General features: G+C 51.3%; 19 protein-coding genes. 7 read left to right on the top strand and 12 right to left on the bottom strand.

All coding sequences use genetic code 11. The features are described 5' to 3' along the window. The 12 genes from rplV to dpp5 form a co-directional block, all read right to left on the bottom strand. The gene (rplV, locus tag PORAS_RS01790; protein WP_004331543.1) at positions 1-414 is read right to left on the bottom strand and encodes a 50S ribosomal protein L22; all 414 of its coding nucleotides are present in this window, start codon (positions 412-414) and stop codon (positions 1-3) included. 41 nt (positions 415-455) lie between these two features. Further along, on the bottom strand, positions 456-719 hold the full coding sequence (gene rpsS / locus PORAS_RS01795; RefSeq protein WP_004331550.1) for a 30S ribosomal protein S19: 264 nt from the start codon (positions 717-719) through the stop codon (positions 456-458). Between the two features lie 31 nt (positions 720-750). Then, a complete protein-coding gene (gene rplB / locus PORAS_RS01800; RefSeq protein WP_013759949.1) occupies positions 751-1584 on the bottom strand; it encodes a 50S ribosomal protein L2 in 834 nt (277 codons plus the stop codon). Between the two features lie 3 nt (positions 1585-1587). Next, positions 1588-1881: a 50S ribosomal protein L23 gene (gene rplW, locus PORAS_RS01805; protein ID WP_004331538.1), complete on the bottom strand. Its 294-nt coding sequence runs from the start codon at positions 1879-1881 to the stop codon at positions 1588-1590. Positions 1882-1908: 27 nt separating this feature from the next. After that, entirely contained in the window at positions 1909-2532 is a 624-nt protein-coding gene (rplD, locus tag PORAS_RS01810) for a 50S ribosomal protein L4 (protein ID WP_013759950.1), read from the bottom strand. Beyond that, positions 2532-3149 (bottom strand): 50S ribosomal protein L3, encoded by a 618-nt coding sequence (rplC, locus tag PORAS_RS01815; RefSeq protein WP_004331549.1) that lies wholly within the window; start codon positions 3147-3149, stop codon positions 2532-2534. The genes rplD and rplC overlap by 1 nt, the downstream gene beginning before the upstream one ends. Positions 3150-3170: 21 nt before the next feature. After that, positions 3171-3476 (bottom strand): 30S ribosomal protein S10, encoded by a 306-nt coding sequence (gene rpsJ, locus PORAS_RS01820; protein WP_004331517.1) that lies wholly within the window; start codon positions 3474-3476, stop codon positions 3171-3173. Between the two features lie 18 nt (positions 3477-3494). Then, positions 3495-5618: an elongation factor G gene (gene fusA, locus PORAS_RS01825; RefSeq protein WP_013759951.1), complete on the bottom strand. Its 2124-nt coding sequence runs from the start codon at positions 5616-5618 to the stop codon at positions 3495-3497. Between the two features lie 21 nt (positions 5619-5639). Then, positions 5640-6116, bottom strand: a complete 477-nt coding sequence (gene rpsG, locus PORAS_RS01830; RefSeq protein ID WP_004331548.1) for a 30S ribosomal protein S7 — start codon at positions 6114-6116, stop codon at positions 5640-5642. A 371-nt stretch (positions 6117-6487) separates the two neighbouring features. Further along, entirely contained in the window at positions 6488-6865 is a 378-nt protein-coding gene (gene rpsL / locus PORAS_RS01835) for a 30S ribosomal protein S12 (RefSeq protein ID WP_004331537.1), read from the bottom strand. 1621 nt (positions 6866-8486) lie between these two features. Beyond that, positions 8487-9113, bottom strand: a complete 627-nt coding sequence (locus PORAS_RS01840; protein WP_004331526.1) for an HAD family hydrolase — start codon at positions 9111-9113, stop codon at positions 8487-8489. Between the two features lie 6 nt (positions 9114-9119). After that, positions 9120-11117: a dipeptidyl-peptidase Dpp5 gene (gene dpp5 / locus PORAS_RS01845; RefSeq protein WP_013759953.1), complete on the bottom strand. Its 1998-nt coding sequence runs from the start codon at positions 11115-11117 to the stop codon at positions 9120-9122. An 866-nt stretch (positions 11118-11983) separates the two neighbouring features. On the opposite strand from dpp5, the gene PORAS_RS01850 reads away from it, so the two are divergent. The 7 genes from PORAS_RS01850 (at position 11984) to PORAS_RS01880 (ending at position 24393) form a co-directional block, all read left to right on the top strand. Then, a complete protein-coding gene (locus PORAS_RS01850; protein ID WP_013759954.1) occupies positions 11984-13597 on the top strand; it encodes a leucine-rich repeat domain-containing protein in 1614 nt (537 codons plus the stop codon). A gap of 3 nt (positions 13598-13600) precedes the next feature. Beyond that, a complete protein-coding gene (locus PORAS_RS01855) occupies positions 13601-14659 on the top strand; it encodes a leucine-rich repeat domain-containing protein (protein WP_044211177.1) in 1059 nt (352 codons plus the stop codon). Between the two features lie 276 nt (positions 14660-14935). Next, the gene (locus PORAS_RS01860) at positions 14936-18961 is read left to right on the top strand and encodes an InlB B-repeat-containing protein (RefSeq protein ID WP_013759956.1); all 4026 of its coding nucleotides are present in this window, start codon (positions 14936-14938) and stop codon (positions 18959-18961) included. Between the two features lie 291 nt (positions 18962-19252). Next, a complete protein-coding gene (locus tag PORAS_RS01865; RefSeq protein ID WP_013759957.1) occupies positions 19253-21400 on the top strand; it encodes a leucine-rich repeat domain-containing protein in 2148 nt (715 codons plus the stop codon). A 172-nt stretch (positions 21401-21572) separates the two neighbouring features. Beyond that, positions 21573-22667, top strand: a complete 1095-nt coding sequence (locus PORAS_RS01870; RefSeq protein WP_013759958.1) for an InlB B-repeat-containing protein — start codon at positions 21573-21575, stop codon at positions 22665-22667. 239 nt (positions 22668-22906) lie between these two features. After that, the gene (locus PORAS_RS01875) at positions 22907-23590 is read left to right on the top strand and encodes a porin family protein (protein ID WP_013759959.1); all 684 of its coding nucleotides are present in this window, start codon (positions 22907-22909) and stop codon (positions 23588-23590) included. A 98-nt stretch (positions 23591-23688) separates the two neighbouring features. After that, the gene (locus PORAS_RS01880) at positions 23689-24393 is read left to right on the top strand and encodes a porin family protein (RefSeq protein WP_013759960.1); all 705 of its coding nucleotides are present in this window, start codon (positions 23689-23691) and stop codon (positions 24391-24393) included. Positions 24394-24514: the final 121 nt, after the last annotated feature.

Consider the following 24514-nt stretch of genomic DNA (forward strand, 5'->3'; position numbering starts at 1 on the left):
TTACTTAGCTACGTTATTAACTATTTGATCGACCCACACGGTGATGTGATTCGAACGCTTGCGGATTCTGTAGCCACGGCCTTGTGGAGCTGGGCGTAGACGCTTGAGTGTGACTCCCTCGTCTACATAAATCTTGGAGACGTAGAGCTCACCCTCGTCAGCCTTGCGGCCGTTGAGCTGCTCCCAGTTAGAGACGGCGCTACGTATGAGCTGCTCTACACGCTGAGCAGCTACCCGGCGAGAGCTAAATCTCAAGGTAGCCATCGCGCGCTCTACCTCCATGCCTCTTATGTTGTCGACGACTAGACGCATCTTACGAGGAGATGTGGGCACGTTGCGTAGCTTAGCTACGGCGGGCTGTGTCACAGTCTCCTGAGCGGTCGTCTCTATTGTATCTTGATTATTGGCACTCATGTGTGATAATTACTTTGATTCGATTTATTACAGGGTGCTAACTAGCGATTGCCAGAGTGACCACGGAAGGTACGCGTAGGAGCGAACTCTCCGAGCTTGTGACCCACCATATTCTCTGTAATAAATACAGGTATAAAACTCTTGCCATTGTGTACGGCGATCGTATGTCCCACGAAGTCTGGAGAAATCATTGAGGCGCGAGACCAAGTCTTGATGACTGATTTCTTGCCACTTTCATTCATAGCCAAAACTTTCTTTTCGAGCTTGACGCTGATAAATGGCCCTTTCTTAAGTGAACGACTCATGTGTTTAGTTCTTGCTTAAATGATACAATGATTACTTCTTACGCTTAGCGGCTCTCTCGATGATGTACTTAGAGGAGTGCTTCTTAGGAGCTCTCGTCTTAAGACCCTTAGAGTATAGACCCGTACGTGAGCGTGGGTGACCTCCGGAGGCGCGTCCCTCACCACCACCCATTGGGTGATCGACAGGGTTCATAGCGACACCACGTACACGAGGTCTGCGACCTAGCCAGCGCGTACGACCAGCCTTGCCTGATCTCTCGAGTGCGTGATCGGAGTTACCGACACTACCTATCGTAGCTTTGCATGCAGCGAGGATACGGCGAGTCTCTCCACTAGGCATACGTAGTACGACATAATTATCTTCACGAGCTACCAGCTGTGCGAAGGCACCCGCACTACGTACCAGCTTACCACCCTGACCAGGGCGTAGCTCTATGTTGTGCACGATCATACCGACAGGTACCTTAGCTAGTGGTAGTGCGTTACCTACCTCAGGTGTAGCATTTTCACCTGACATCACTTGCTGGCCTACAGTCAGTCCGTTAGGAGCGATGATATAGTTCTTAGCTCCATCGGCATAGTATAGGAGTGCGATGCGAGATGATCTGTTTGGATCATACTCGATACTCTTGACTGTAGCGGGGATGCCATCCTTCGTTCTCTTGAAGTCGATGATACGATACTTACGTTTGTGACCACCGCCTACGTTGCGTATGGTCATCTTACCAGTATTGTTACGGCCACCCGATTTACGAGCTCCAACTACAAGAGACTTCTCTGGTGCACTGGCAGTGATGGCGTCAAATGCACCAATAGTTTTGTGTCTTTGCCCCGGCGTTGCGGGCTTTAATTTACGGATTCCCATTGCTTATATATTGCTAAAGAAATCGATTGTATCCTCACCCTGGAGCGTTATGAAAGCCTTTTTGAAGGCTGGCTTACGACCCGTGATGACACCTGACTTGGTATAGCGACTAGAGCGCTTACCATCGTAGCGACAGGTGTTGACACTATCGACCTTGACGTTGTACATCTTCTCGACAGCATTACGTATCTCAATCTTGTTGGCAGTAGGAGCTACTAAAAAGGCGTAGCGCTGCGGATTGCTCTCAGTGATTGCTGTCATCTTCTCTGAGATTATTGGTTTGATTATGATTCCCATATCAATGCTCTACTAGTGTGTTTCGACTTAAAACATCTCATTGACCTGTGCTAGAGCATCCTCTGTGAAGACTATCTTGCGACAATCCAGCACACAATAAGTATTGAGATCTTGAGCACGTACGATGCTGACACCAGGGATATTGCGAGCACTGAGTGCTACGGTATCCTCTATCTGTGAGACTACGTAGAGAGTCTTCTGTCCATCTACGTTGAGTGCCTTTGCCATACTCACAAAAGACTTGGTCTTGGGTGCCTCAAAGGAGAGCTGATCCAGTACCATGATCTGGTTGTCCTGAGCCTTGTAGGTGAGCGCACTGCGACGTGCTAGCTGACGGAGCTTCTTATTGAGCTTGAAGCTGTAGCTACGTGGACGAGGTCCGAAGACGCGAGCACCACCACGTAGGATGTTAGAGTTGATATCACCACGGCGAGCGCCACCCGTACCTTTCTGGCGGAATAGCTTGCGTGTAGATCCACTCATCTCGCTACGCTCCTTGGTTTTGTGCGTACCCTGACGCTGATTAGCGCGGTACTGCTTGACGGTTAGATAGATAGCGTGATCATTGGGCTCTATACCAAAGACGGAGCTCTCCAAGGCTATCTTACGTCCCGTATCTTCACCTTGTATATTGTAGATTGATAGTTCCATTACTTCTCTATTGCTATGATTGAACCCTTAGCTCCAGGCACACTACCCTTGAGTACGAGGATGTTGTGCTCGGGCATTACTTTGATCACCTCGAGGTTTTGTACCGTGACGCGCTTGTTACCTAGCTGTCCAGCCATGCGTGTACCCTTGAAGACCTTTGCGGGGTAAGAGCAGGCACCGACCGAACCGGGAGCGCGTAGACGGTCATCCTGACCGTGTGTCGACTGACCGACACCGCCGAATCCGTGACGCTTGACTACGCCTTGGAATCCTTTACCCTTGCTCGTCCCGTGTACGTCCACATAGTGGGTATCGTTGAAGAGCTCCACGGTGATCTCATCACCGAGCTTGTAATCCGATCCAAAGCCCATGAACTCGGCCAAGTGGCGCTTGTTAGTCACTCCGGCTGCTTTGAAGTGTCCCTGCAGAGGGCGTGTCGTATGCTTGTCTTTAGCATCCTGAAAGCCCAGCTGGATCGCTTCATACCCATCACGGTCAGCCGTTTTTACTTGAGTCACTACACAAGGACCTACTTCGATGACAGTGCATGGCACGTTGACGCCCTCGGCACTGAATACGGAAGTCATTCCGATTTTCTTTCCTAATAATCCTGGCATTTCTGTAGTTGATTACTCTGGTTAATACTTAATTTCGATATCTACGCCACTGGGCATCTCCAGCTTCATCAGCGCATCAATCGTAGGTGCTGAGGCGTTGTAGATGTCGATCAGACGCTTGTGAGCATTTAGCTCAAACTGCTCACGACTCTTCTTATTGACGAAGGTGGAGCGGTTCACCGTAAAGATACGCTTATGCGTGGGCAGTGGTATAGGACCACTGACCAGCGCATTAGTATTCTGTACGGCCGTGACGATCTTCTCGGCAGACTTGTCTACGAGCATGTGGTCGTATGACCTCAGCTTGATTCTGATCTTTTGGCTCATTACTATATTGTGAGATTATTACTTTATCAAATCAACGCGACCATTGAGTTCCTCAAGGATCTTCTTAGCTATTGACGAGGAGACCTCTGCGTAGTGTGAGAAGCTCATCGTACTTGAGGCACGACCACTCGTGATCGTACGTAGGGCGGTTACGTAGCCAAACATCTCGCTTAGGGGCACCTTAGCCTTGATAACCTGAGCTCCTGAGCGGTTGACCTCTGAGCCCTCGACCTGACCACGGCGCTTATTGAGGTCGCCGATCACGTCACCCATGTTCTCCTCGGGTGTTACCACCTCAAGCTGCATGATAGGCTCCATGAGGACGGGGCTAGCCTTTTCAGAAGCCTCCTTAAAGGCCATCATAGCTGCCACCTCAAAAGAGAGCTGATCTGAGTCTACGGGGTGGAAAGAACCATCTACCAGTGTCACCTTGAGCCTATCTAGAGGATAGCCTGCGAGGACACCACTCTTCATAGCCTTCTCAAAGCCCTTCTGGACAGAGGGGATAAACTCCTTCGGGATGTTACCGCCCTTGACCTCATCAACAAATTGTAGGGTGCCATCGAAGTCCTCATCGGCGGGTCCAAACTTGATGATGATATCAGCGAACTTACCACGACCACCTGACTGCTTCTTGTATACCTCGCGCAGATCGACAGTCTGAGTAACAGCCTCCTTGTAAGCCACCTGTGGCTGACCCTGGTTGCACTCGACCTTGAACTCGCGCTTCAGACGGTCTATAATGATGTCTAGGTGTAGCTCACCCATACCGCTGATGACGGTCTGACCCGTCTCCTCGTTGGTCTTGACAACAAACGTTGGATCCTCCTCAGCGAGCTTAGCCAGTCCGACACCGAGACGATCCATATCCTTCTGCGTCTTAGGCTCCACAGCGATACCGATCACAGGATCAGGGAAGTCGATAGACTCCAGTACGAGTGGTGCATTCTCATCACAGAGTGTGTCTCCCGTACGAATATCCTTAAAGCCTACGCCTGCACCGATATCACCCGTACCGATAGTCTCCATCGGGTTCTGGTGGTTAGAGTGCATCTGGAAGAGACGTGAGATACGCTCCTTCTTGCCAGAGCGTGAGTTAAAGACGTAGCTACCAGCGTCAATGTGACCACTGTACACGCGGAAGAAGCAGAGACGACCTACGAAGGGGTCGGTAGCGATCTTGAAGGCGAGTGCACTCATAGGTGCATCGGGATCGACCTCACGCACCTCTTCCTTGTCAGAGTCTAGTGCATGACCTACCACCTCTGGTGTATCTACAGGACTAGGCAGATAAGCACAGACGGCATCTAGGAGTGTCTGTACGCCCTTATTCTTAAATGAAGAGCCACATAGCATTGGGAAGATCTCCATCGCTAGTGTAGCCGTACGGATAGCTGTACGGATCTCGTCCTCTGTGATCGTAGAGGGATCATCAAAGTACTTCTCCATGAGAGTCTCGTCAGTCTCAGCAAGCGTCTCTAGGAGCTTATCTCTCCACTCCTCAGCATCGGCGCGGAGATCGTCTGGGATCTCATCGATCTCATACTCGGCGCCCATGGTCTCGTCGTGCCAGATGATAGCCTTCATGGTTATCAAGTCTATAACTCCCTTGAAGGAGTCTTCCTCCCCGACTGGGATCTGGATAGGACAAGCCTTAGCTCCGAGCATGTCGACCATCTGGCGCTGTACCTCGTAGAAGTTTGCGCCCGAGCGGTCCATCTTGTTAATGTATGCGATGCGTGGCACCTTATACTTATCCGCCTGACGCCATACAGTCTCACTCTGAGGCTGTACACCGCCCACGGCACAAAAAGTAGCCACAGCACCATCTAGGATACGGAGCGAACGCTCTACCTCGACCGTAAAGTCAACGTGTCCTGGGGTGTCGATCAGGTTGATCTTGTACTTCTTATCGCCATAGGTCCAGAAGGTCGTGGTAGCAGCAGAGGTGATCGTGATACCACGCTCCTGCTCCTGCGCCATCCAGTCCATCGTAGCGGCACCATCGTGTACCTCTCCGATCTTGTGTGTTAGTCCGGTGTAGAAGAGAATACGCTCAGAGGTCGTCGTCTTACCAGCATCAATGTGCGCCATGATGCCGATATTACGAGTTTGCTCGAGCTTAGAATGAATTGCAGACATAGATTTTATGGTTAGTGTAGGTTAGAAGCGGAAGTGTGCGAAGGCACGGTTAGCCTCAGCCATACGATGTACGTCCTCCTTACGCTTGAACGCACCACCCTGACTATTGTAGGCATCCATGATCTCTGCTGCAAGTTTGTCAGCCATGGTCTTACCACCACGCTTACGAGCGAAGATGATCAGATTCTTCATGGAGATAGACTCCCTACGCTCTGGACGTATCTCTGTCGGCACTTGGAAGGTTGCTCCTCCGATACGACGAGACTTGACCTCTACGTGAGGGGTTACATTATCGAGAGCTGCCTTCCAGATCTCTAGGGCGCTCTTCTCCTCTTGCGACATCTTATCCTTGACGATATCAAGGGCTCTGTAGAAGATGCTATATGCAAGACTCTTCTTGCCATCATACATGAGGTGGTTCACAAACTTTGTGACCTGACGATCTCCAAATACGGGATCGGGCAGTACCTGCCTCTTCTTAGGCTTAGCCTTTCTCATTATTTCGTGATATTATACTATTGTCTCGTCGTCTTATTTGGGTTGCCATCATCATGATTTGTTGTCTTCAACGCTCCCTCTGGAGCATTTACTCAACCTATCCTTGGGGTCAAGGATTAGCTTATCCAAATAGAACCACGGGAACAAATGTGGTTACTAGATTTAGATTGCACTCCCGTGCTAGATGTGCGCGACTCTTTAAGGAGCTCGGGTACACTGCTACGAGGAGTGTCGATAGATTTTTCTGTGGGGAGAGGTACTCGCTGATGTACCTATATATAGTATACTCGCCCACTAGGGGGAGTAATAGGTCGAGGGGGACAGCAGGCCATCCAGCACCTCGCCACGGCATCTCAATCTAGGCGACTAGTTTACTTCGCCTTAGGACGCTTAGCTCCGTACTTAGAGCGACGCTGGCGACGTCCGTCGACACCAGCAGTATCGAGTGCGCCACGCACGATATGGTAGCGTACACCAGGCAGGTCCTTGACACGACCGCCACGCACCAAGACGATACTATGCTCCTGAAGGTTGTGACCCTCTCCAGGGATGTAGGCATTAACCTCCTTGCCGTTGGTCAGACGTACACGAGCCACTTTACGCATAGCCGAGTTAGGCTTCTTAGGAGTGGTTGTGTAAACGCGGACACAGACGCCACGACGCTGTGGGCATGAACCTAAGGCTGGAGACTTACCTTTTTCCTCAAAGGTCTCTCGTCCCTTTCTTACTAACTGTTGGATAGTAGGCATTAACTTCTCGTTTACTTAATTCTTGATTTACAAATATGATTCTCGTGCTACCCTGCCATAATATGTTGTAGATCACGATATGTCGCACATCACAATCACCTATAGTAGGCATAGCGGGGACAAAGGTACAAAAACTTTTTGACCTGACAAGCGAGCGTAGAGATTAGAAGTTAGAGATCAGAGGTTAGACGAGTAACAGTTGTAGGGACGCACGGCTCATGCGTCCGTTGTGTCAAAGGAGACAACCTCCGTTGTGTCACAGCGACACGTGTAACCGGTGTAGGGACGCACGGCTCGTGCGTCCGTTGTGTCAAGAGTTATAGTGTCAGGGCTTTAACGGGGACGGACGCACGGACCGTGCGTCCCTACAAAGGTTACTCGTCTGATACCTCAGATAGCTCTGATAAAAAGGACCTCGCAAGAGGTCCGACGCATCGTAGCCGTCGGTCGGAGGGGCACAGCCCCGAACGACCGATGGACAGGCGAACGTGGTAAACGATCGACCCCTTGTGGGTCGGACTAGGCGAAGCTTACAGTCACAGTCCGACCTCCCACTCCGGGGAGGTCGCTTGCTTCGTGTGGCACTCCTGACCCCGCAGTCGTTCGGGGCTTTGCCCCTCCGACTGGGGGCTACGAAGCGTCCGACCGCAAGCGGTCGTCCAACCTCAATCTCTAGGTTTCGTAGATCGACCATACGTATCGCTTGACCACGACAGACGCCCTCCCGCTAGACACTTTCGTGCGTCCGCACATTTCGCCACACAATTCTCTCTGACCTCTAATCTCTCCGACACCTTTCTTGCGGAAAAGGACCTCGCTAGAGGTCCGACGCATCGTAGCCGTCGGTCGGAGGGGCACAGCCCCGAACGACCGATGGACAGGCGAACGTGGTAAACGATCGACCCCTTGTGGGTCGGACTAGGCGAAGCTTACAGTCACAGTCCGACCTCCCACTCCGGGGAGGTCGCTTGCTTCGTGTGGCACTCCTGACCCCGCAGTCGTTCGGGGCTTTGCCCCTCCGACTGGGGGCTACGAAGCGTCCGACCGCAAGCGGTCGTCCAACCTCAATCTCTAGGTTTCGTAGATTGACCATACGTATCGCTTGACCACAACAGACGCCCTCCCGCTAGACACTAGCCGAGCGTCCCTACACATTGTTACTCGTCTAATGAGACTGTTGACTTTTGCAACAGTCTCCCGAGGGAGGTTGAGCTCACTATATATAATAAGGTGTCCACCCTGCCCTTTAATCTCTAATTTCTAACTTCTCCCCCCTAATCTCTAACTTTTAACCTCTACTCTTTATTTACATATCTTTACGGGGCAATTCCTCCGATTCCCTCCTTTATCGAATATCCACGTGGAAAATCTCAAATCTCCACGTGGCAAATGAAAAATGCTTACGTAGGGACGAAATAAAACTTCGGAGGAATCAAATGAAACTTCGGAGGAAATGATTCGCTCCTACGTGGAGAATAAAAAATAGCCACGTGGGAATTTAAGATTTCCTACGTGGCTATCATTCTGTAGCACCAAGTTATAGCGTATCAGCTCTGCAGAAAGAGCGGAGGCTGCGGAGTAATCAGACTACCCGAGGGAGCGCGACGAGCATCTGCGAGGTCTAATCGTGCTGCAGACGAGCCGCTAGGGCGGGGCGCCAGTCGGTGGCATTGACCGCTAGGAGTGTCTGCAGACCCAGTGCTGCAGCGGCCTCAAGGTTGGCGGTGCTGTCATCGATGAAGAGCGTACGCTCGGGCACCATGCCGCTGTCGGCTATCATCTGCTCGTAGATAGCTCGGTCAGGCTTCATCGTCTGCATCTCGCAGGAGGCATAAACCTTGTCCACATAGTCGCTCAGCGTGCGCCCCGTAGCGGGGAGGAAGTGTGGACTATGGGCATACGCCATGATGTAGGGATTGGTATTCGACAAGATGTAGATCTTGTACTTCTTACGGAGCTGCTCTAGGCAGTCAAACTTGTACTGAGGTACCCCCTTGAGGAAGAGCAGGATCGCCTCATTGATCTGCTCATCGGTTAGGTCTGTGCCGGCATGCTCATTAAGGCGTGCGACAAACTCCTCGCGCCCCACGAGTCCCATCTCGAGGTCGTGAAAGACGCCGAGCTGTCGGTACGGATTGAGCATCTCGTCGATGTCCTGAACGCCTAGCTCGCGAAAGCGTCTTAGCGACACCTCCGGTTGGAGATCCACTAAGACGCCTCCGAAATCAAATACGAGTGTATCTATCACGGTCTCTTACTTCTTGAGCCAACGATCGAGCCAGTCAAAAAAGGTGCGCTGCCATAGGAGTGCATTCTGAGGCTTGAGGACCCAGTGCGTCTCCTCGGGGAAGAGTAGCATCTTCGTAGGTATACCACGCATCTTAGCGGCGTCAAAGGCCATCATACCTTGCGAGGCAAGTATGCGGAAGTCATACTCACCGTGAATGATCAGGATAGGCGTATCCCACTTGTCGACCAGCTTGTGCGGTGAATTGGCAAAGGTGCGCTGAGCGGTAGCGTTGTCCTTTTCCCAAGGAGCACCGCCCATATCCCAATTGGCAAACCACTTCTCCTCGGTCTCTAGATACTGAGCCTCGAGGTTGAAGATACCCGCATGTGCGATGAAGGCTGCGAAGCGACCCTCGTGTACACCAGCTAGGTAGTAGACGGAGTACCCACCGTAGCTAGCGCCCACAGCGCCCATACGATCTGGTGCGATGAAGGGCTCTTGCTTCATCAGGTCTGCGGCGGTGAGGTAGTCGCGGATGTTCTGACCGCTATAGTCGCCACTGATCTGCTCGTTCCACGCCTTACCAAAGCCTGGCACGCCGTGGCGGTTGGGCAGGATGACGATGTAGCCCTGCTCAGCCATGATGCGGGGGTTCCAGCGATAGGACCAGAACTGGCTTATGGTGCTTTGCGGACCTCCCTGACAGTAAAGGATGGAGGGGTACTGCTTGCTCTTATCAAAGTGTGGTGGGTAGAGTACCCATGTGAGCATCTTACCGCCGTCGGTCGTAGGCATCCAGCGCTTTTCGCAAGTTAGGTCGCCTAGCTGACTCATGATCGGCTTGTCCTCCTCAGTTAGTGCGGTAGCCTTGCCGTTCTTCAGATTGACCATATAGAGCTCCGTAGGATAGGTCATGGACTGGCGAGAAGCGACGCAGACGCCCTCGGCATTCATATCAAAGCCTGTGTAGTCGTACTGTCCGTCGGTGATCTGCTTGATCTTGCCATTAGCTAGCTGATAGCTGTAGAGGTGTGTCAGTGCCTCTCGGCAAGTGATGAAGTAGATGGTCTTACTGTCGGCACTCCAGGTGGGGTTGGCGATATTGTACTCAAAGTCGGCCGTGAGGGGACGGTACTGCTTCTTTGCCAAGTCGTAGAGATACATCACCTGTAGGTCTGACTCATAGCCGTCGTGCTCCATACCGATCCAGATGAGTGAGCGACCATCGGGACTGAAGACAGGGTGCGTATCGTAACCCATGATGCCCTCACTGACGTTGGTCGTCTCACCAGTAGATACATTATATAGGTATATATCACTATTGGTCGAGAGACTGTACTCTAGTCCCGTCTTCTTGCGACAAGCGTAAGCGATGAGGTTGCCATCGGGGCTGAAAGCTATATCCTCGATGCCGTTGAAGGGACGCATAGGAGCCTCATACGGTTCACCCTCGAGTAGGTCTAGACCCTTAGTGATGGGCTGTGCCGTAACCTTTGCGATGAAGGGGTGTGGCATCGTCGAGACCCACTCGTCCCAATGCTTGTACATGAGATCCTCGATGATACGTGCGTCAGCCTTGTCTAGATCAGGATAGACGTCCGTGACGACGGGTCGTGCCTTGATATCCTGGACATAGAGCAGTGTCGTCTCATCTGGCGAGAAGAGATAGTCGACGATTCCCCCGTCGATAGCCGTGAGCTGACGCTCTACCCCATCGCTAAGGGTGCGTGCGAAGAGCTGCATGCCCTGGTCCGTGCCACGCATGAAGTATATCTGCTTGCCGTCACGGCTCCAGCGTGGTGTGTACTCGCTACCAGCCGAGGGAGCGGTTAGCTCGGTACGACCAGAGCCATCGCTATTGATGAGGTAGATAGAGGTGCGGCTGTTGTTGTCCTTGATAGAGGGCTGAGATACGTTGTAGATGACCTGCTTACCATCAGGGGCTAGCGCATAGCTCCCTACACGAGGCATCGTGAGCAGCATCTCTGGGGTCATTTGCTTGGACCCTTGCTGTGCAGTCATAGGCAGAGCGAATGTGGATAAAATGAGAGCCACGAGGCTACGAAATAAATTTCTTCTAGTCATGAGATAGAATGAGATAGAGTGAAGGAAAGGTCGTCTCGGAGCGACCATAGTTACTTAATGCTCTCCAAAGGTACGAAAAAAGAGGTTAGTGACTAGAGAGACTGGGGCTACTAGCAGGGCTGACGCCTTATAATCGCTCTTTCAGGAGCTAGATATGAGCCACAAGCTAGGCTTAGATGAGGGTACTATATATAATGTGTCCGTCCTAATCTCTAATCTCTAACCTCTAATCCCTGTTTACATATCTTTACGGGGAAATTCGTCCGATTCCCTCCTTTCTCGAATATCCACGTGGAAAATCTCAAATCTCCACGTGGATATTTTTTGTTTTCCACGTGAGCGTCATTCATTTCCTCCGAAGTTTCATTTGATTCCTCCGAGGAATTTTTTCTTCCCCACGTGGGAAAGAAAAAATCTCCACGTGGAGATTTCGAAATATCCACGTGGAGATCACTTTTCCCCGACACAGTGCCGTTTTGATATGTAGCCAGCTCTAAATTATTGTAGCGAACCAGCGTTGAATTTATCCCGCTAGGGCTGATGCATCATAATCGCTCTATCAGGCGCTGCACATGAGCGACAAGCGAGGAGTAGAGAGGTCGATGAGTCCATTGTATATAATGTGTCAGCCCTGGGGCTACTAGTGTCCCTAGGACTTCTGGCGTCACCTACTAATCCTTGTCTAGCACAGAGACTTACATTTGCTTTTTAGCATCAAATTGGCTAACTTCGCCTTTCGGCGGTTTCTAGCGGCACACACTGGAGCCCTCTTTTACATCTTCATAAACAGTATAACATAAACTATGAAAAAACTGCTACCCACTCTGCTATGTCTCTTAGCACTCTTTTCTCTCCCGATGTATGGTCAGGAGAGCGTTATTAAGCTGACGACTCATATGAAGCCCACGGATCGCTTTAACATCTCTATCAAGTGCGATGGCACGCCCAAGGTCGAGGGGGCCTCTGGCATGGAGAGTGGAGGATCTCCCATGTGGGACGGATCTGTCAACTACCAGCTCTCTGTCAAGCAGCCTGAACTAACGATCACTGGTACAAACATCACGCTCTGTACCATAGGACAGGACAGTATCTACTCTCTCGATGTCACAGGATGCCCTACGCTCGAAGAGCTCACCTGCCCGGGTAACTACCTTACCGAGATCGATCTGAGCAAGTCGGTCAAGCTGAAGACCTTTATATGCTACAACAACGACATCACGAGCATCGATCTGAGTAACTGCCCCGAGCTGTATCAGTTCGACTGCAACGCAAACCCAATAACTGCCATCGACTTAAAAGCAAATAGTGAGCTCACGTTCCTCACTTGTGGCTCTACAAAAGTTCAGAAACTCGACCTCTCCGGCTGTACCAAGCTCGAGGAGCTGATCGCTCCAAACACCTCCGTAGAGGAGATAGACCTCTCCGGGCTCAGCTATCTGACAGAGGTCAACTGTAACCAAAACAGTAACCTACGCAAGCTAACCCTCGCAGGTAATACAGCGCTAAGGAATCTCGAAGCTGGCAACTGCGCCATAGAGCAGATAGACCTTTCCGAGGCAACGGCACTCACCTACTTGATCTTGAGCAATAATCAGCTCTCAACCTTTACAGCATCCAATCCTTCTGTAGAGACCATCGACCTGAGGAATAATAAGCTACAGGAGATAACCCTCCCTGAGTGCAAGAACCTGCAGTCCGTCACGCTTTACAACAACTTCATCAAGGGTGCCGCTATGACAGCCTTTATGAACTCCCTCCCAGAGGCTAAGAAGTCGTCCTACTTCCGTGCTCCTAAGATCGAGCTGATCACTACGGACAATGCTCAGGAGCGCAACATCTGTCTCGTCTCGGATGTTAAGATCGCAACAGATAAGGGGTGGGAGGTCTTTGGCAATAGTGAGTCGACATCGACCGTATCCCCCTATGCAGGTGCTGCTCTTTATCCAGTCACGCTAGAGGTAGCAAAGCATGGTAAGGCTCAGCTCACAGGTGCTGACGATCTGACTGCAATCCCTGAGCGTACTGAGCTAAAGCTCACGATGACCCCCGACGAGGGCTATGTCGTAGATCGTGTCTACTGCAACCACGAGCTCCTAGAGGTCGATGGCAATGAGATGACCATCGTAGTCAGAGAGGAGACTCTAGTAGAGGTCTTCTTCAAGGATCCCCTAAGCATCAACCCGATAGAGGATAGCGCACAGGTCAAGCTCTTCCCGACCGTCGCTGATCAGCTACTCACCGTCACAGGTCTGATGCCACAGGAGCAGATCTCCATCTACACCCTCTCAGGTGTACGCCTCGCAACGATCGAGGCTGATCTCCAAGGCACGGTCTCTGTAGACCTCTCCACTTATTCTGAGGGTGGCTACCTACTACAGCATCAAGGTGGGGCTGCTCGCTTCGTCGTCAAGCATTAACCGATGAGACAACTAAAGGATATGAAGCGACTACCTCTCTTATTATCCACCTTTCTGCTCTGCTCAGCTCTCTCAGGAGCTGCGCAGACGCAGACTGCGCCGTATGCTGGCAATGCTCAGATCGTCATCGCCACCGATGCTGCGGTAGGCGATAAGCTAAAGGTCCTGATCGAGTCTCCCGCGGGTGCCGAAAACGTATGGATAGACCTCAATAACAATGGAGTCTGCGATCCAGGCGAGCGCTATGAGTACGTTCAGTATCGGTACAACTCCTTTACGATCTCCTCGAGAGAGCAGATTACCATCCATGGGGAGATATCTTATCTAGATCTCTCCAGCAATAAGTTGACTAAACTCGATCTGACCGCTGCTAGCAAAGCCCTAGCTGCTCTCTATGCGCATCATAATCAGATCACTGAGCTAGACATCGCAGGGATGAGTAGTCTCAATCTGCTCTCACTAGATTTTAACCAGCTGACCCAGCTAGATGTCAGTAGCAATGAGAAGCTCTTGATGCTCTCTGCGACAGACAATGCGCTAGAGTCTGTAACGCTCCCAAGCGGTACCTCAGCACTTATCAACCGTGTCTATCTCTACAACAATCGCTTGTCGAGTGAGACTATCCACAAGCTCATCGAGCGACTGCCACAGCGTCAAGTCACCAACAAGGCTCGTATCTATCTGCTAGACAGCACCAGCCCTACAGAGCAAAACAAGTGCGCTCCAGAGGATGTAGCGCTAGCCAATCAGCGTGCTTGGGATATCTACGACTGGCTCGGTGGTGAAAACGAAGGACGCAATCCCTATGCTGGCAGCCATGTCGGCACGACACCTACATATAGTAGTGTCGCACCCCGCCCACATATCGTCGTCACAGAGCAGGGCATCGAGCTCTCAGAGCTTGCCCCTGGCATTCATATAGAGCTATGCTCCATGAGTGGCATCTCTGTCGCCAGCGCCGAGAGCGACGGCACAGGATATGCAGAGATTCCCACGAGCCTACTGCCACAAGGGGTCTATCTACTCCTCAGCGCAGACTGGTGCGAGAGACTCCTCCTCTAGTTATCGCGACAGACTGTCGTAAGCCCCCTCGACTTTGCCCCTTTTCAGACATAAAGTTTGAAGCAAAGTCGAGAGGGCTTGTTTTTTATTAAAAGATTGCTTAATTTCGCCCTTGTGAAGGCAGGTTGTCGGCGACACTTTAAGCATTCTCCTGCATTTGATTACGAGGCGATCAGTCGTAGCGTAGTGAGATGCAGCAGGACGGTAGCAGTAATCGAAGATAGGATGCCTACACTACGCAAGAAACTTATTTATACACTAAACTTAGTACAAGCTATGAAAAGACTATTACCCATTCTGCTATGCTTCTTAGCGTTTGCAGTGCCACGGGTCTACGGTCAGAAGACCTACCCCGTGACCTTCAGCGCTATGGAGGGAGGCACGATCAGAGCGACCGTTGTCTCTCCGTGGGAAACCATCACGTCAGGTCAAAATGTCTCTGCCGGACTAGATGTCAACTTCTACGCAGAGGCCAATGAAGGCTACCAGCTAGACTACTGGGAGGTCAATGGTGAGCGAAACGACCTCACCGACTACACCCTTCCTACAGAGAACCTACAAGCGCCGCTCAATGTAGTTGCGCACTTCAAGACAGCCCCTGCTGACGGCTATGCGGTTCATTTCTCCGTCGTCGGAGAGGGAAGTATAAAAGCCTCTTACCTTGCCACATCTGGGTGGGGCAATACAGACGTCAAGGATGGAGACATGGTGCCAGCAGGTACACGTGTCTCCTTTGAGGTGTCGCCCAAGGGAGACAAAGACGTAGGTCACTGGACCATCAATGGTAAAAAGGACAACGATAGCTACGGCAAGAAGGAAGTCGTCTACACGGTTATTGCCGAGACTACGCTGAGCGTAGAGGTCATTGATCCTGTCTATGACCAGCTCACCTACGAGGCTACAGAAGGCGCAACACTAGAGGCGTACTTTAATTGGAGTCCCATCAACTCAGGGGACTCTGTCAAGCGTGGCTCAGCTGTTACCTTTACTCCTCGCTTTGAGGATGCTTACAAGCTCGACCACTGGGAGATCAACGGATCACTCTATCCGCAAAGTGCTAATGGCTCGTCTATAGAGTATAAGATCATGGACAAGACCCATGTCAAGCTCTTTGCGCGCATGAAAGACCAGCTGACCATCAACTTCTCCGCAGAGGCAAATGGAGAGGTCGTAGGCTTTAAGAAAGAAAGCAGTAGTTACAATGCCACCTTCGCAGAGGTCGCTTCTGGTGAAAAGCTCTACGAAGAGTCTCAAGTGATCCTATTAGCTAAGCCTAGCGAGGGGTATCATCTCGTCGGCTGGACGCTCGCAGGAGACACTATCGGCAAGGAGAGTCCTCTCATCTATAAGGTTAAAGAGGGTGACAACACCATCGTCGCACACTTTGCCGCAGGAGCTGATACAGAGACTATTCCAGTACACTTCTCCTCTAGTGATGGCGGTAAGGTTACAGGCAAAATGAGCTTGTACAGTCCTTACTATACGCAAGTTCCTGTCAAGGATGGCTACCCCATCGCAAAGGGTTCAAGCATCGACTTCACAGCAGTACCTGACTCCCTCTATATGGTAAAGAGCTGGAGTGTCAATGGTAAGAGCGATGAGTTCTACAATGGTAAGAAAGAGTTCTCACACTCCTTCTATTCAGAGGACACACTCTATGTTGAGTTCAATCAGTTTACTCCTCGCGTTGTCACGTTTGAAGCCTCTCCTGCTGAGGGAGGTAGAGTAGACGTCAAGGACAGCTACTGGGAAAATGTCACCTCAGGGGGCATCGTACCCGACGGTAGCAAGATCTCAATCTACGCTTACAAGGAAGATGGTTACGCCTTTGACTATTGGGAGATCGATGGCGTACGCAGTACTGCGTATGAGACGAGTAAGATCTACGACTACGTAGTAACGGCGGATGTCGCCTTCAAGGCTATCTTTAAGAAGCTAGCTGTGCTACCTGTCACCTTCTCTGCAACTGGAGCTGGCTCCGTAACTGGTAAGATAGGATATTGGGGTGATCAGATAAACTCTGGAGACTCTATCCAGGAGGACACCTCACTCCGCTTCACCGCTACGGCTGATGCTGGTGCTAAGCTACTTAACTGGACCATCAACAGTGTAGACACACTCGCTGGTCAGACAGATATCTCCTACTATGTCCGACCAGACAAGGCCAACACGATCGTTGCCAACTTCGTATCGACTACAGCTCCTAAGGCTGTCGTCACCTTTACATACGATGGCGAGGGTGCACTCGCTTGTACAGACAAGCTAGACAATACACCCATTGCCAGTGGTGACTCGATTGCTATCGGCAATACGCTTCAGTTCGTCGCTACACCTAGCACGGGTTACTCTGTATCTGGATGGACGATCAATGGTGAGGAGCTCTTCCCCGGGCAGACGACCATCGAGTACACAGTCGTAGAGGGTACCAACGATATCAAGGCACACTTCAAGGAGGGCGCAGCGACTGAGGGACACTTAGTCACCTTCTTCGCCACACCTAACGAGGGTGGTGTCGTGACAGCTACCTACTTTGGAGAAGGGTATACACTAGTCCCCTTCAATTCTGGTGATCGAGTTAAAGAGTCTAGCTGGCTCACCTTCACAGCAAAGGCTAACGAAGGCTATGAGCTAGAAAAGTGGATTGTTGATGGCGAGGAGCAACCTCTCGATGATTCCACTCCTAATCAGTATATTCACACCATCCATGCAGACCTTACGGTAGAGGCTGTCTTCAAGCAGAATACGCCTGCACCTAGCAAGGTGACACTCACCTACGGTGTAGCTACCGAAGGTGGTAAGCTATCCGTCTTAGCTTATCCAGCAACTGGAGATCCCTACACTGTAAATAGTGGGGACGAGGTAGACTATGCTACAAACTTGTTCTTCCAGGCAGAAGCTGATCCAGGATACACGGTAGAGAAGTGGACTGTCAACGGCAAGGAGGATACCTTCGCTGGCAACGACAATATGCTATCGATGGCCATCCAAAAGAACTCTGACGTTCAGGTATACTTCAAGAAGGCTGACGATACCAACGACGGCTACACCGTCACCTTCGCAGCTGATCCTTTTGAGTGCGGTATCGTCACAGCAACTTACGCCGAAGGCTTCAGTAACGTTGATATAGTTTCTGGCAACAAGGTGCCTGAAGGCAAATATGTAACCTTCAAAGCTGAGGCATACGCTGGCTATGAGTTCGAGAAGTTTACCGTCAATGGTCTAGACGCTCCCGTGGACTTTACCAACCCAGAGCAGTACGCTACCGAGCTCACTGGGGATCTCAACGTAGTCGCCATCTTCAAGGGTTCAACTCCTGTTGAGGAGCACACGGTAACCTTTGCAGCTGATCCTACCGAGGGTGGTACCGTCACGGCTACTTACTATGACAATGACAAGGAGGAGGAGGTCCCCTTCGAAACCGGTGCCAAGTTCACTGGTGATGAGACCTATCTCACCTTCACAGCAAAGGCTAACGATGGCTATAAGATCGTAAGCTGGATAGCCAACGATGAGGATGTCACACCTAGCAATCCTACGGTATACGAGCATCAGCTCAAGGCTGACCTTGACCTCAAGGTAGTCTTCAAGAAGGTATATCCGCTCACCCTCACAGCTACCAAGGGCGGTAGCCTCGCAGCTAAGGTTGGTGACAAGGAGCTAAAGTCTGGTGACAACGTCACCGAGGGTACTAAGGTAACCATCGAGGCTACACCCGAGACCGGCTACGAGCTCACAGCGCTTACGGCTGGATCCGAGGATATCCTAGCTACCAAGTCCTTTGAGATGAAGGGAGCTACCGAGGTCAAGGCAACCTTTACCAAGCTACAGAAGAACTACGTCGTCACGCTGCAAAGCAACGAGCACGGCACCATCTCTATCCAGGAGAAGGTAGACCTCAAGGCTGTACCCGAGGGTACTAAGCTCACGGTCGTAGCTAAGGGTGCTAACGATAAGTGCGAGCTCACCAAGCTCACAGCCAACGGTAAAGATATCCTCAAGGATATGACCTTTACGGTCACTGAGGATATGACAGTCGTTGCTGAGTTCGTCGATCACACAGGGCTTGAGGCAGCCACCACGGCTACGCTCTCACTCTATCCTAACCCAGCTAAGGAGTATGCGATCGTCGCAGGTCTAGCACCTGAGGCTACCGTAGCACTCTACACGCTCGAGGGACAGCTGATCACGCGTCTACGTGCTGACCGCTCAGGCAGCCTACAGATAGACCTGACCGCTCTAAGCGACGGCACCTATCTCGTAGTCACCGAGAGCGCATCACAGCGACTCGTCATCAAGCACTAACGACTCTGTAAAACTACGTGCATAGTCAGTTCGTCATCTCTCTTACGAGTCATACTGACTGAGTATACATCATAGTTAACTTACTTTCGGATAGCCACGGAGGAAGCCTCGATCTTCCTCCCGTGGCTCCCCACAAAGAACTATCGGAGATTGTTGCGTGCGACAGTCTCCGATATTATTTCTCACGAAGATCTTCGGCTCCCACGATAGGATCTCGCATAAATCAGACACAAAGTCGTTCATAACCCCAGTGCTACAAATCACATCTCTTTAATCCCAACACAATCTACTATGAGAAAAAGAATTACACCTCTACTCCTACTACTTTTGATCCTTTGCTGTCCATCGATGAGCCATGCGCTCGAGAGACAGCCGGCTCCTATCAGCACCCTGAGAGATGCTAGTGAGCCGACGATACGACTCACCACATCAGGAGAGATCGGGACGAACTATTCCTTTACAATCATCGGAGGCACTACGCCCATCCAGATAGACTGGGGTGACGGCACACTGGTCTCCCCCACCGCCACGATGGTCAAGGGGCAAAAAGCTGGCGAGGAAATCAAGATTTATGGGGATTGTCTCTCCTTCCTAGCGACAGGAGCCAAGATCACAGCGATCACTATCGATGCACCATCCATGGGTATGCTCTCCCTAGCGGACAACGAGCTCACCACGCTAGATCTCTCTAAGACTCCAGCGATAGAGAGTCTCAATCTGCAAAACAACCATCTGACTAGCCTCAATGTGCATGGGCTCACCTCTATCTCCACACTCAATGTCAAGCTAAATCAGTTAGCGACCTTAGATCTATCTGGCTTAAATACGCTTAGGACGCTGATCGTCTCAGACAATCCCGCTCTGACTTCGCTCGAGGTCTCTACACTCACTAGTCTCAGCTCCATACGAGCCGACAATTGTGCCTTAGAGCAGATCGCTCTCCCAGCATCTATCACCGAGTTTTATGCCAAGGGCAATAAGCTCACCACGCTCGGTGAGGAAACTCTCTCCCTGGCTAAGCTCAAAAGACTGAGAGTACCCAACAATCAGATCGCACAGGTCACACTTGGGGAGTGTCCGCTCCTCAACGACCTAGAGCTCGATGGCAATCAGCTCACATCGCTCACGCTAGGATCACTGCCCGCTCTGAGGACGCTATACTTACAGAGCAATCAGCTCGATGCCGAGGCGCTCAATAAGATCTATACAGCCCTCCCGACAGCCGAAGGTACTATCAAAGTCTCTGGCAATGCTGGTGCTGAGGCAGCTGCTGGCTACATCGCTATCGATAAAGGCTGGAAGATAGATATCCCTGGTCAAAAGAGCCAAACTACAGATCCTTGTATCACCATAAGAGTCAAGCCGGACAAGGACGTCTACCTAGGACTCGCAGGCTTTGCTTCAGACAGCAAGGTTAAGGTAGAGACCGATGAGGGCGTCATCCTGGAGAAAGTCATCCCAAGTGGCGTACCATCTATTGAGAAGTACCAGTCCAAGCGGGGTATGATCCGCATCATCGGACTCGTACATACGATCGATAGCTCCGAAAACGGCGGTCGCGTGTACGACATCGATGCCTCTCAGAGTCCTAAGCTCGTCAGACTGTTTGCCCTGCACAATACGATGACCTCTATCAATGTCAAGGGCTGCTCCGAGCTCACCTTCATCAATTGCGCCGGTAGTGAGCTCCCCGCACTCGACCTCTCTGATTGTACCGAGCTAGAGACCGCTTGGCTCCCGGGCAATCACATGACGACGGTAGACCTGACAGGGCTAACCAAACTAAAGGAGGTAAGTCTAGAGCGCAACAGCCTATCCGAGATCAAGGGTCTCTCAGACTGCACTCAGATCACTGAGCTAGATGTCGCTGAGAACCAACTCACGACTCTCTCTCTCGAAGGTCTTTCACGCCTAGAGACCCTCGACTGCCGAGAGAATCTGCTGACAGCTCTCGACCTCAACCCCTGCCCTGCACTCAAAGAGATATTCTGCTACAAGAACGCGATCAACGCACAAGCTATGAAGCAACTCTTCGAGAGCCTGCCCGCGAGAAGTGCTGGGGAGCGTGGTGAGCTCTATGCGATCAATTCAGCGGACAATGGTGAGGAAAACCAAGTCAACAGTGCCGATGTGAAGATTGCCAACAATAAGTCGTGGCTCGTCTATGACTACAAAGGCTATGAAAACAGTGGCAAGAACCCACTAGCCAATGAGCGCATCGCCACGGCTAAGAGCTACCAGCTACAACTCACGAGAGACTACATCGAGATCATATACGCAGCTCCTCATGCAGAGGTCGCTCTCTACACAGCAGGCGGCATGCTCTTGCAGCGCGCACGTACAGACCTCATGGGTAGTCTGCAGCTATCAGTTGCAGAGCTTCCCGCAGGTAGCTACCTACTCACCATAGGCGGTGAGGTAACCAAGGTAATGCGCTAGCCTATATGTGAGGCGCACTGAGCAGCCACTCATACCTGCGCACGATTGATGTACAGGGAGGGACTCCCTCAGCCGATGTTCGTCAGACCTTGAGCTGAGGGAGTCCGATTATTTATTAAGACGCTTGACCGCCCAATGGTCGCACATACTAACTAAACCTATCTACCATACGATGAAAAGATTACTACCCATCTGGCTATGCCTCTTAGCTCTTGCCGTGACGCAGCTCTACGGTCAGCAGAGGTCTCTGCAGCAAGCTGTAGAAAGCGATATGTACACGGTAACTTTCTTTGCCACACCTACAGAGGGAGGCACCCTAACAGCCGTCTACTTTGACGAAAACAGTCGGCTAGTCACCTTGCAATCTGGGGAGCAGATTGTTGAGTACACAGGGCTCTACATAACCGCCAAGCCCAGCGATGGCTATAAGCTGGAGAAGTGGATCGTCAATGGCGATGAGCTACCACTCAACGCCGACAGACCACTCGACTATAGTTGCAGAGTCGAGGAGGACCTCATAGTAGAGGCGGTCTTTAAGGATCTAAACCCCGAGCCCAAGACTTTCGAATTGACACTCACCCCTTCAGAAGGTGGTAAAATCATTGCCAAAGCTGATGGCTCCGAGATCACAGACTTAACGCATGTGGCTCAAGGGACGATCGTAACCATCGAGGCTACACCCGAGATCGGCTACGAGCTCACAGCGCTTACGGCTGGATCCGAGGACATCCTAGCTACCAAGTCCTTTGAGATGAAAGAAGATACCGAGGTCAAGGCAACCTTTACCAAGCTACAGAAGAACTACGTCGTCACGCTGCAAAGCAACGAGCACGGCACCATCTCTATCCAGGAGAAGGTAGACCTCAAGGCTGTACCCGAGGGGACTAAGCTCACGGTCGTAGCTAAGGGTGCTAACGATAAGTGCGAGCTCACCAAGCTCACAGCCAACGGTAAAGATATCCTCAAGGATATGACCTTTACGGTCACTGAGGATGTGACAGTCGTTGCTGAGTTCGTCGATCACACAGGGCTTGATGCAGCCACCGCGGCTACGCTCTCAGTCTATCCTAACCCAGCTAAGGAGTATGCGATCGTCGCAGGTCTAGTACCTAAGGCTACCGTAGCACTCTACACGCTAGAGGGACAGCTGATCACACGCCTACGTGCTGACCGTTCAGGCAGCCTACAGATAGACCTCACCGCTCTAAGCGACGGGACCTATCTCGTAGTCACCGAGAGCGCATCACAGCGACTCGTCGTCAAGTAAGATTGTGTTATCGTCCCCGAGGACTCTAGTACGACGCTCCCGCTAGGGACGTAGTACAGTAAATACTCCCCGAGGGAGATCTACGAATCTAGGCTGTAACTTGCGCTGTAATCGTTTTTCTGTATATTTGCCATCGGAAGGCACTTCCACACGGCTAAATAAGCGTATTTAGGCGACTGCAAGAGGGAGTACCTTTAGACCGACTCATATCTAATTAACAATTTCATAATCAACTAACAATGAAGAAAGTAATTCTATCACTCGTCACGCTGCTCGCAGCTACAACGCTAGCTACAGCTCAGATGCGCCCCACGATCAAGGTGGAGGCTGGTGCTAACTTCGCTAACCAGACGACCAAGGTCAACGACAAGTCAACCGATGGCAAGATGATGATCGGCTACCGTGTAGGTGTTGGCGCTGAGTTTGGCTTTGCTGAAGGCTTCTACGTTAACCCAGGTCTGTACTTCCTCAGCCGTGGTGCTAAGAGCGAGGGTATAGAGCTGCTAGGTGCTAAGGCTGATGCAACTCTTTGGCTACACAACGTCGAGGTCCCTGTACACGTAGGATATCGCGCAGGTATCGCTCCCGACATGGCGGTCTCTATCCAGGCTGGTCCTTGGTTCTCTTACGGATTCCTCGGTAAGAGAGTTTACAAGGCAACCGGAGAGGGTCTCGCTGCTGATGCTGCAAAGAAGATCGTTGACGAGCTCAACAAGGGTGACAACAACCCATACAAGGATGGCAAAGCTGTTAAGCAGAGCCTCAAGCCCTTTGACCTAGGTGTCGGTATGCAGGCTGCCTTCGAGTATCGTCAGTTTGGTGTCAACCTAGGCTTCGAGTATGGTCTACTCAACACCTCTAATGTCGAGAACGTGAAGGTCAACAACATGAACTTCTACGTAGGTCTAGGCTATCGCTTCTAATCAGAGCGACCTAAATCGACTTCTCTAACGAAGCTGATGGGGCGACCTACTCACTTATGGGCAGGTCGCCCTTCTGTATCACATAAACCCTATTTACTATGAAGAAGGTAATTCTATCACTCATCACGCTGCTCGCAGCTACTACGCTCGCGACAGCTCAGATGCGCCCCACGATCAAGGTGGAGGCTGGCGCTAACTTCTCCAACATGACTGGCAAGGCGAATGGAGAAACGAATGATGGAGACATACTCACCGGCTATCGTGTCGGTGCTGGTGTCGAGTTCGCCATATCAGATGGCTTCTACATCAATCCGGGTCTCTACTTCCTCAGCCGTGGTACTAAGGCTACGGTCGAGCTGCCTAAGATGACTGACTACGCTATGAAGGTCGTCTCCTCTACATGGCTACACAACGTAGAGGTCCCCGTACATGTAGGATATCGTGTAGCTGTCGCTCCCGATATGGCGGTCTCTATCCAGGCTGGTCCTTGGTTCTCTTACGGATTCCTAGGGAAGGTCTCTCAGAAGACCTCGGTAACTGGCGAAGGTAAGATAGCTGATGCTGCTAGAGAGATGGCCAAGGCTGCTGATGATGCAGTCAACAAGGGTGAAAACAATCCCTACAAGACAGATCCTAAGGTCCTCAAGCCCTTCGACCTTGGTCTCGGACTGCAGGCAGCCTTTGAGTATCGTCAGTTTGGGGTCAACCTAGGCTTCGAGTATGGCCTACTCAATACCTCCGCTTTTGATGAGGTAAAGGTCAACAATATGAACTTCTACGTAGGCCTAGGCTATCGCTTCTAATCGAACGGTCTAAAAGCCTTCTCCATACGCAAGCTCATCGATGTGATCTTCGGCGTGACGTTTCCCAGCTATTGTAAAGACAAGAAGGTCTACTAGAGAGACGTTGCTGCCGATATCCAAG

The sequence above is a fragment of the Porphyromonas asaccharolytica DSM 20707 genome, assembly GCF_000212375.1.
In the GTDB taxonomy this organism is placed as follows: domain Bacteria; phylum Bacteroidota; class Bacteroidia; order Bacteroidales; family Porphyromonadaceae; genus Porphyromonas; species Porphyromonas asaccharolytica.

Coding starts and splice junctions, on each gene's coding strand:
- PORAS_RS01865 (WP_013759957.1), top strand. CDS start 19,253: ATGAGAAAAAGAATTACACCTCTACTCCTACTACTTTTGATCCTTTGC.
- dpp5 (WP_013759953.1), bottom strand. CDS start 11,117: ATGACTGCACAGCAAGGGTCCAAGCAAATGACCCCAGAGATGCTGCTC.
- PORAS_RS01860 (WP_013759956.1), top strand. CDS start 14,936: ATGAAAAGACTATTACCCATTCTGCTATGCTTCTTAGCGTTTGCAGTG.
- rpsJ (WP_004331517.1), bottom strand. CDS start 3,476: ATGAGCCAAAAGATCAGAATCAAGCTGAGGTCATACGACCACATGCTC.
- rplW (WP_004331538.1), bottom strand. CDS start 1,881: ATGGGAATCATAATCAAACCAATAATCTCAGAGAAGATGACAGCAATC.
- PORAS_RS01870 (WP_013759958.1), top strand. CDS start 21,573: ATGAAAAGATTACTACCCATCTGGCTATGCCTCTTAGCTCTTGCCGTG.
- rpsL (WP_004331537.1), bottom strand. CDS start 6,865: ATGCCTACTATCCAACAGTTAGTAAGAAAGGGACGAGAGACCTTTGAG.
- PORAS_RS01850 (WP_013759954.1), top strand. CDS start 11,984: ATGAAAAAACTGCTACCCACTCTGCTATGTCTCTTAGCACTCTTTTCT.
- fusA (WP_013759951.1), bottom strand. CDS start 5,618: ATGTCTGCAATTCATTCTAAGCTCGAGCAAACTCGTAATATCGGCATC.
- PORAS_RS01875 (WP_013759959.1), top strand. CDS start 22,907: ATGAAGAAAGTAATTCTATCACTCGTCACGCTGCTCGCAGCTACAACG.
- rpsG (WP_004331548.1), bottom strand. CDS start 6,116: ATGAGAAAGGCTAAGCCTAAGAAGAGGCAGGTACTGCCCGATCCCGTA.
- rplD (WP_013759950.1), bottom strand. CDS start 2,532: ATGGAACTATCAATCTACAATATACAAGGTGAAGATACGGGACGTAAG.
- rplB (WP_013759949.1), bottom strand. CDS start 1,584: ATGGGAATCCGTAAATTAAAGCCCGCAACGCCGGGGCAAAGACACAAA.
- rplC (WP_004331549.1), bottom strand. CDS start 3,149: ATGCCAGGATTATTAGGAAAGAAAATCGGAATGACTTCCGTATTCAGT.
- rpsS (WP_004331550.1), bottom strand. CDS start 719: ATGAGTCGTTCACTTAAGAAAGGGCCATTTATCAGCGTCAAGCTCGAA.
- PORAS_RS01880 (WP_013759960.1), top strand. CDS start 23,689: ATGAAGAAGGTAATTCTATCACTCATCACGCTGCTCGCAGCTACTACG.
- PORAS_RS01855 (WP_044211177.1), top strand. CDS start 13,601: ATGAGACAACTAAAGGATATGAAGCGACTACCTCTCTTATTATCCACC.
- rplV (WP_004331543.1), bottom strand. CDS start 414: ATGAGTGCCAATAATCAAGATACAATAGAGACGACCGCTCAGGAGACT.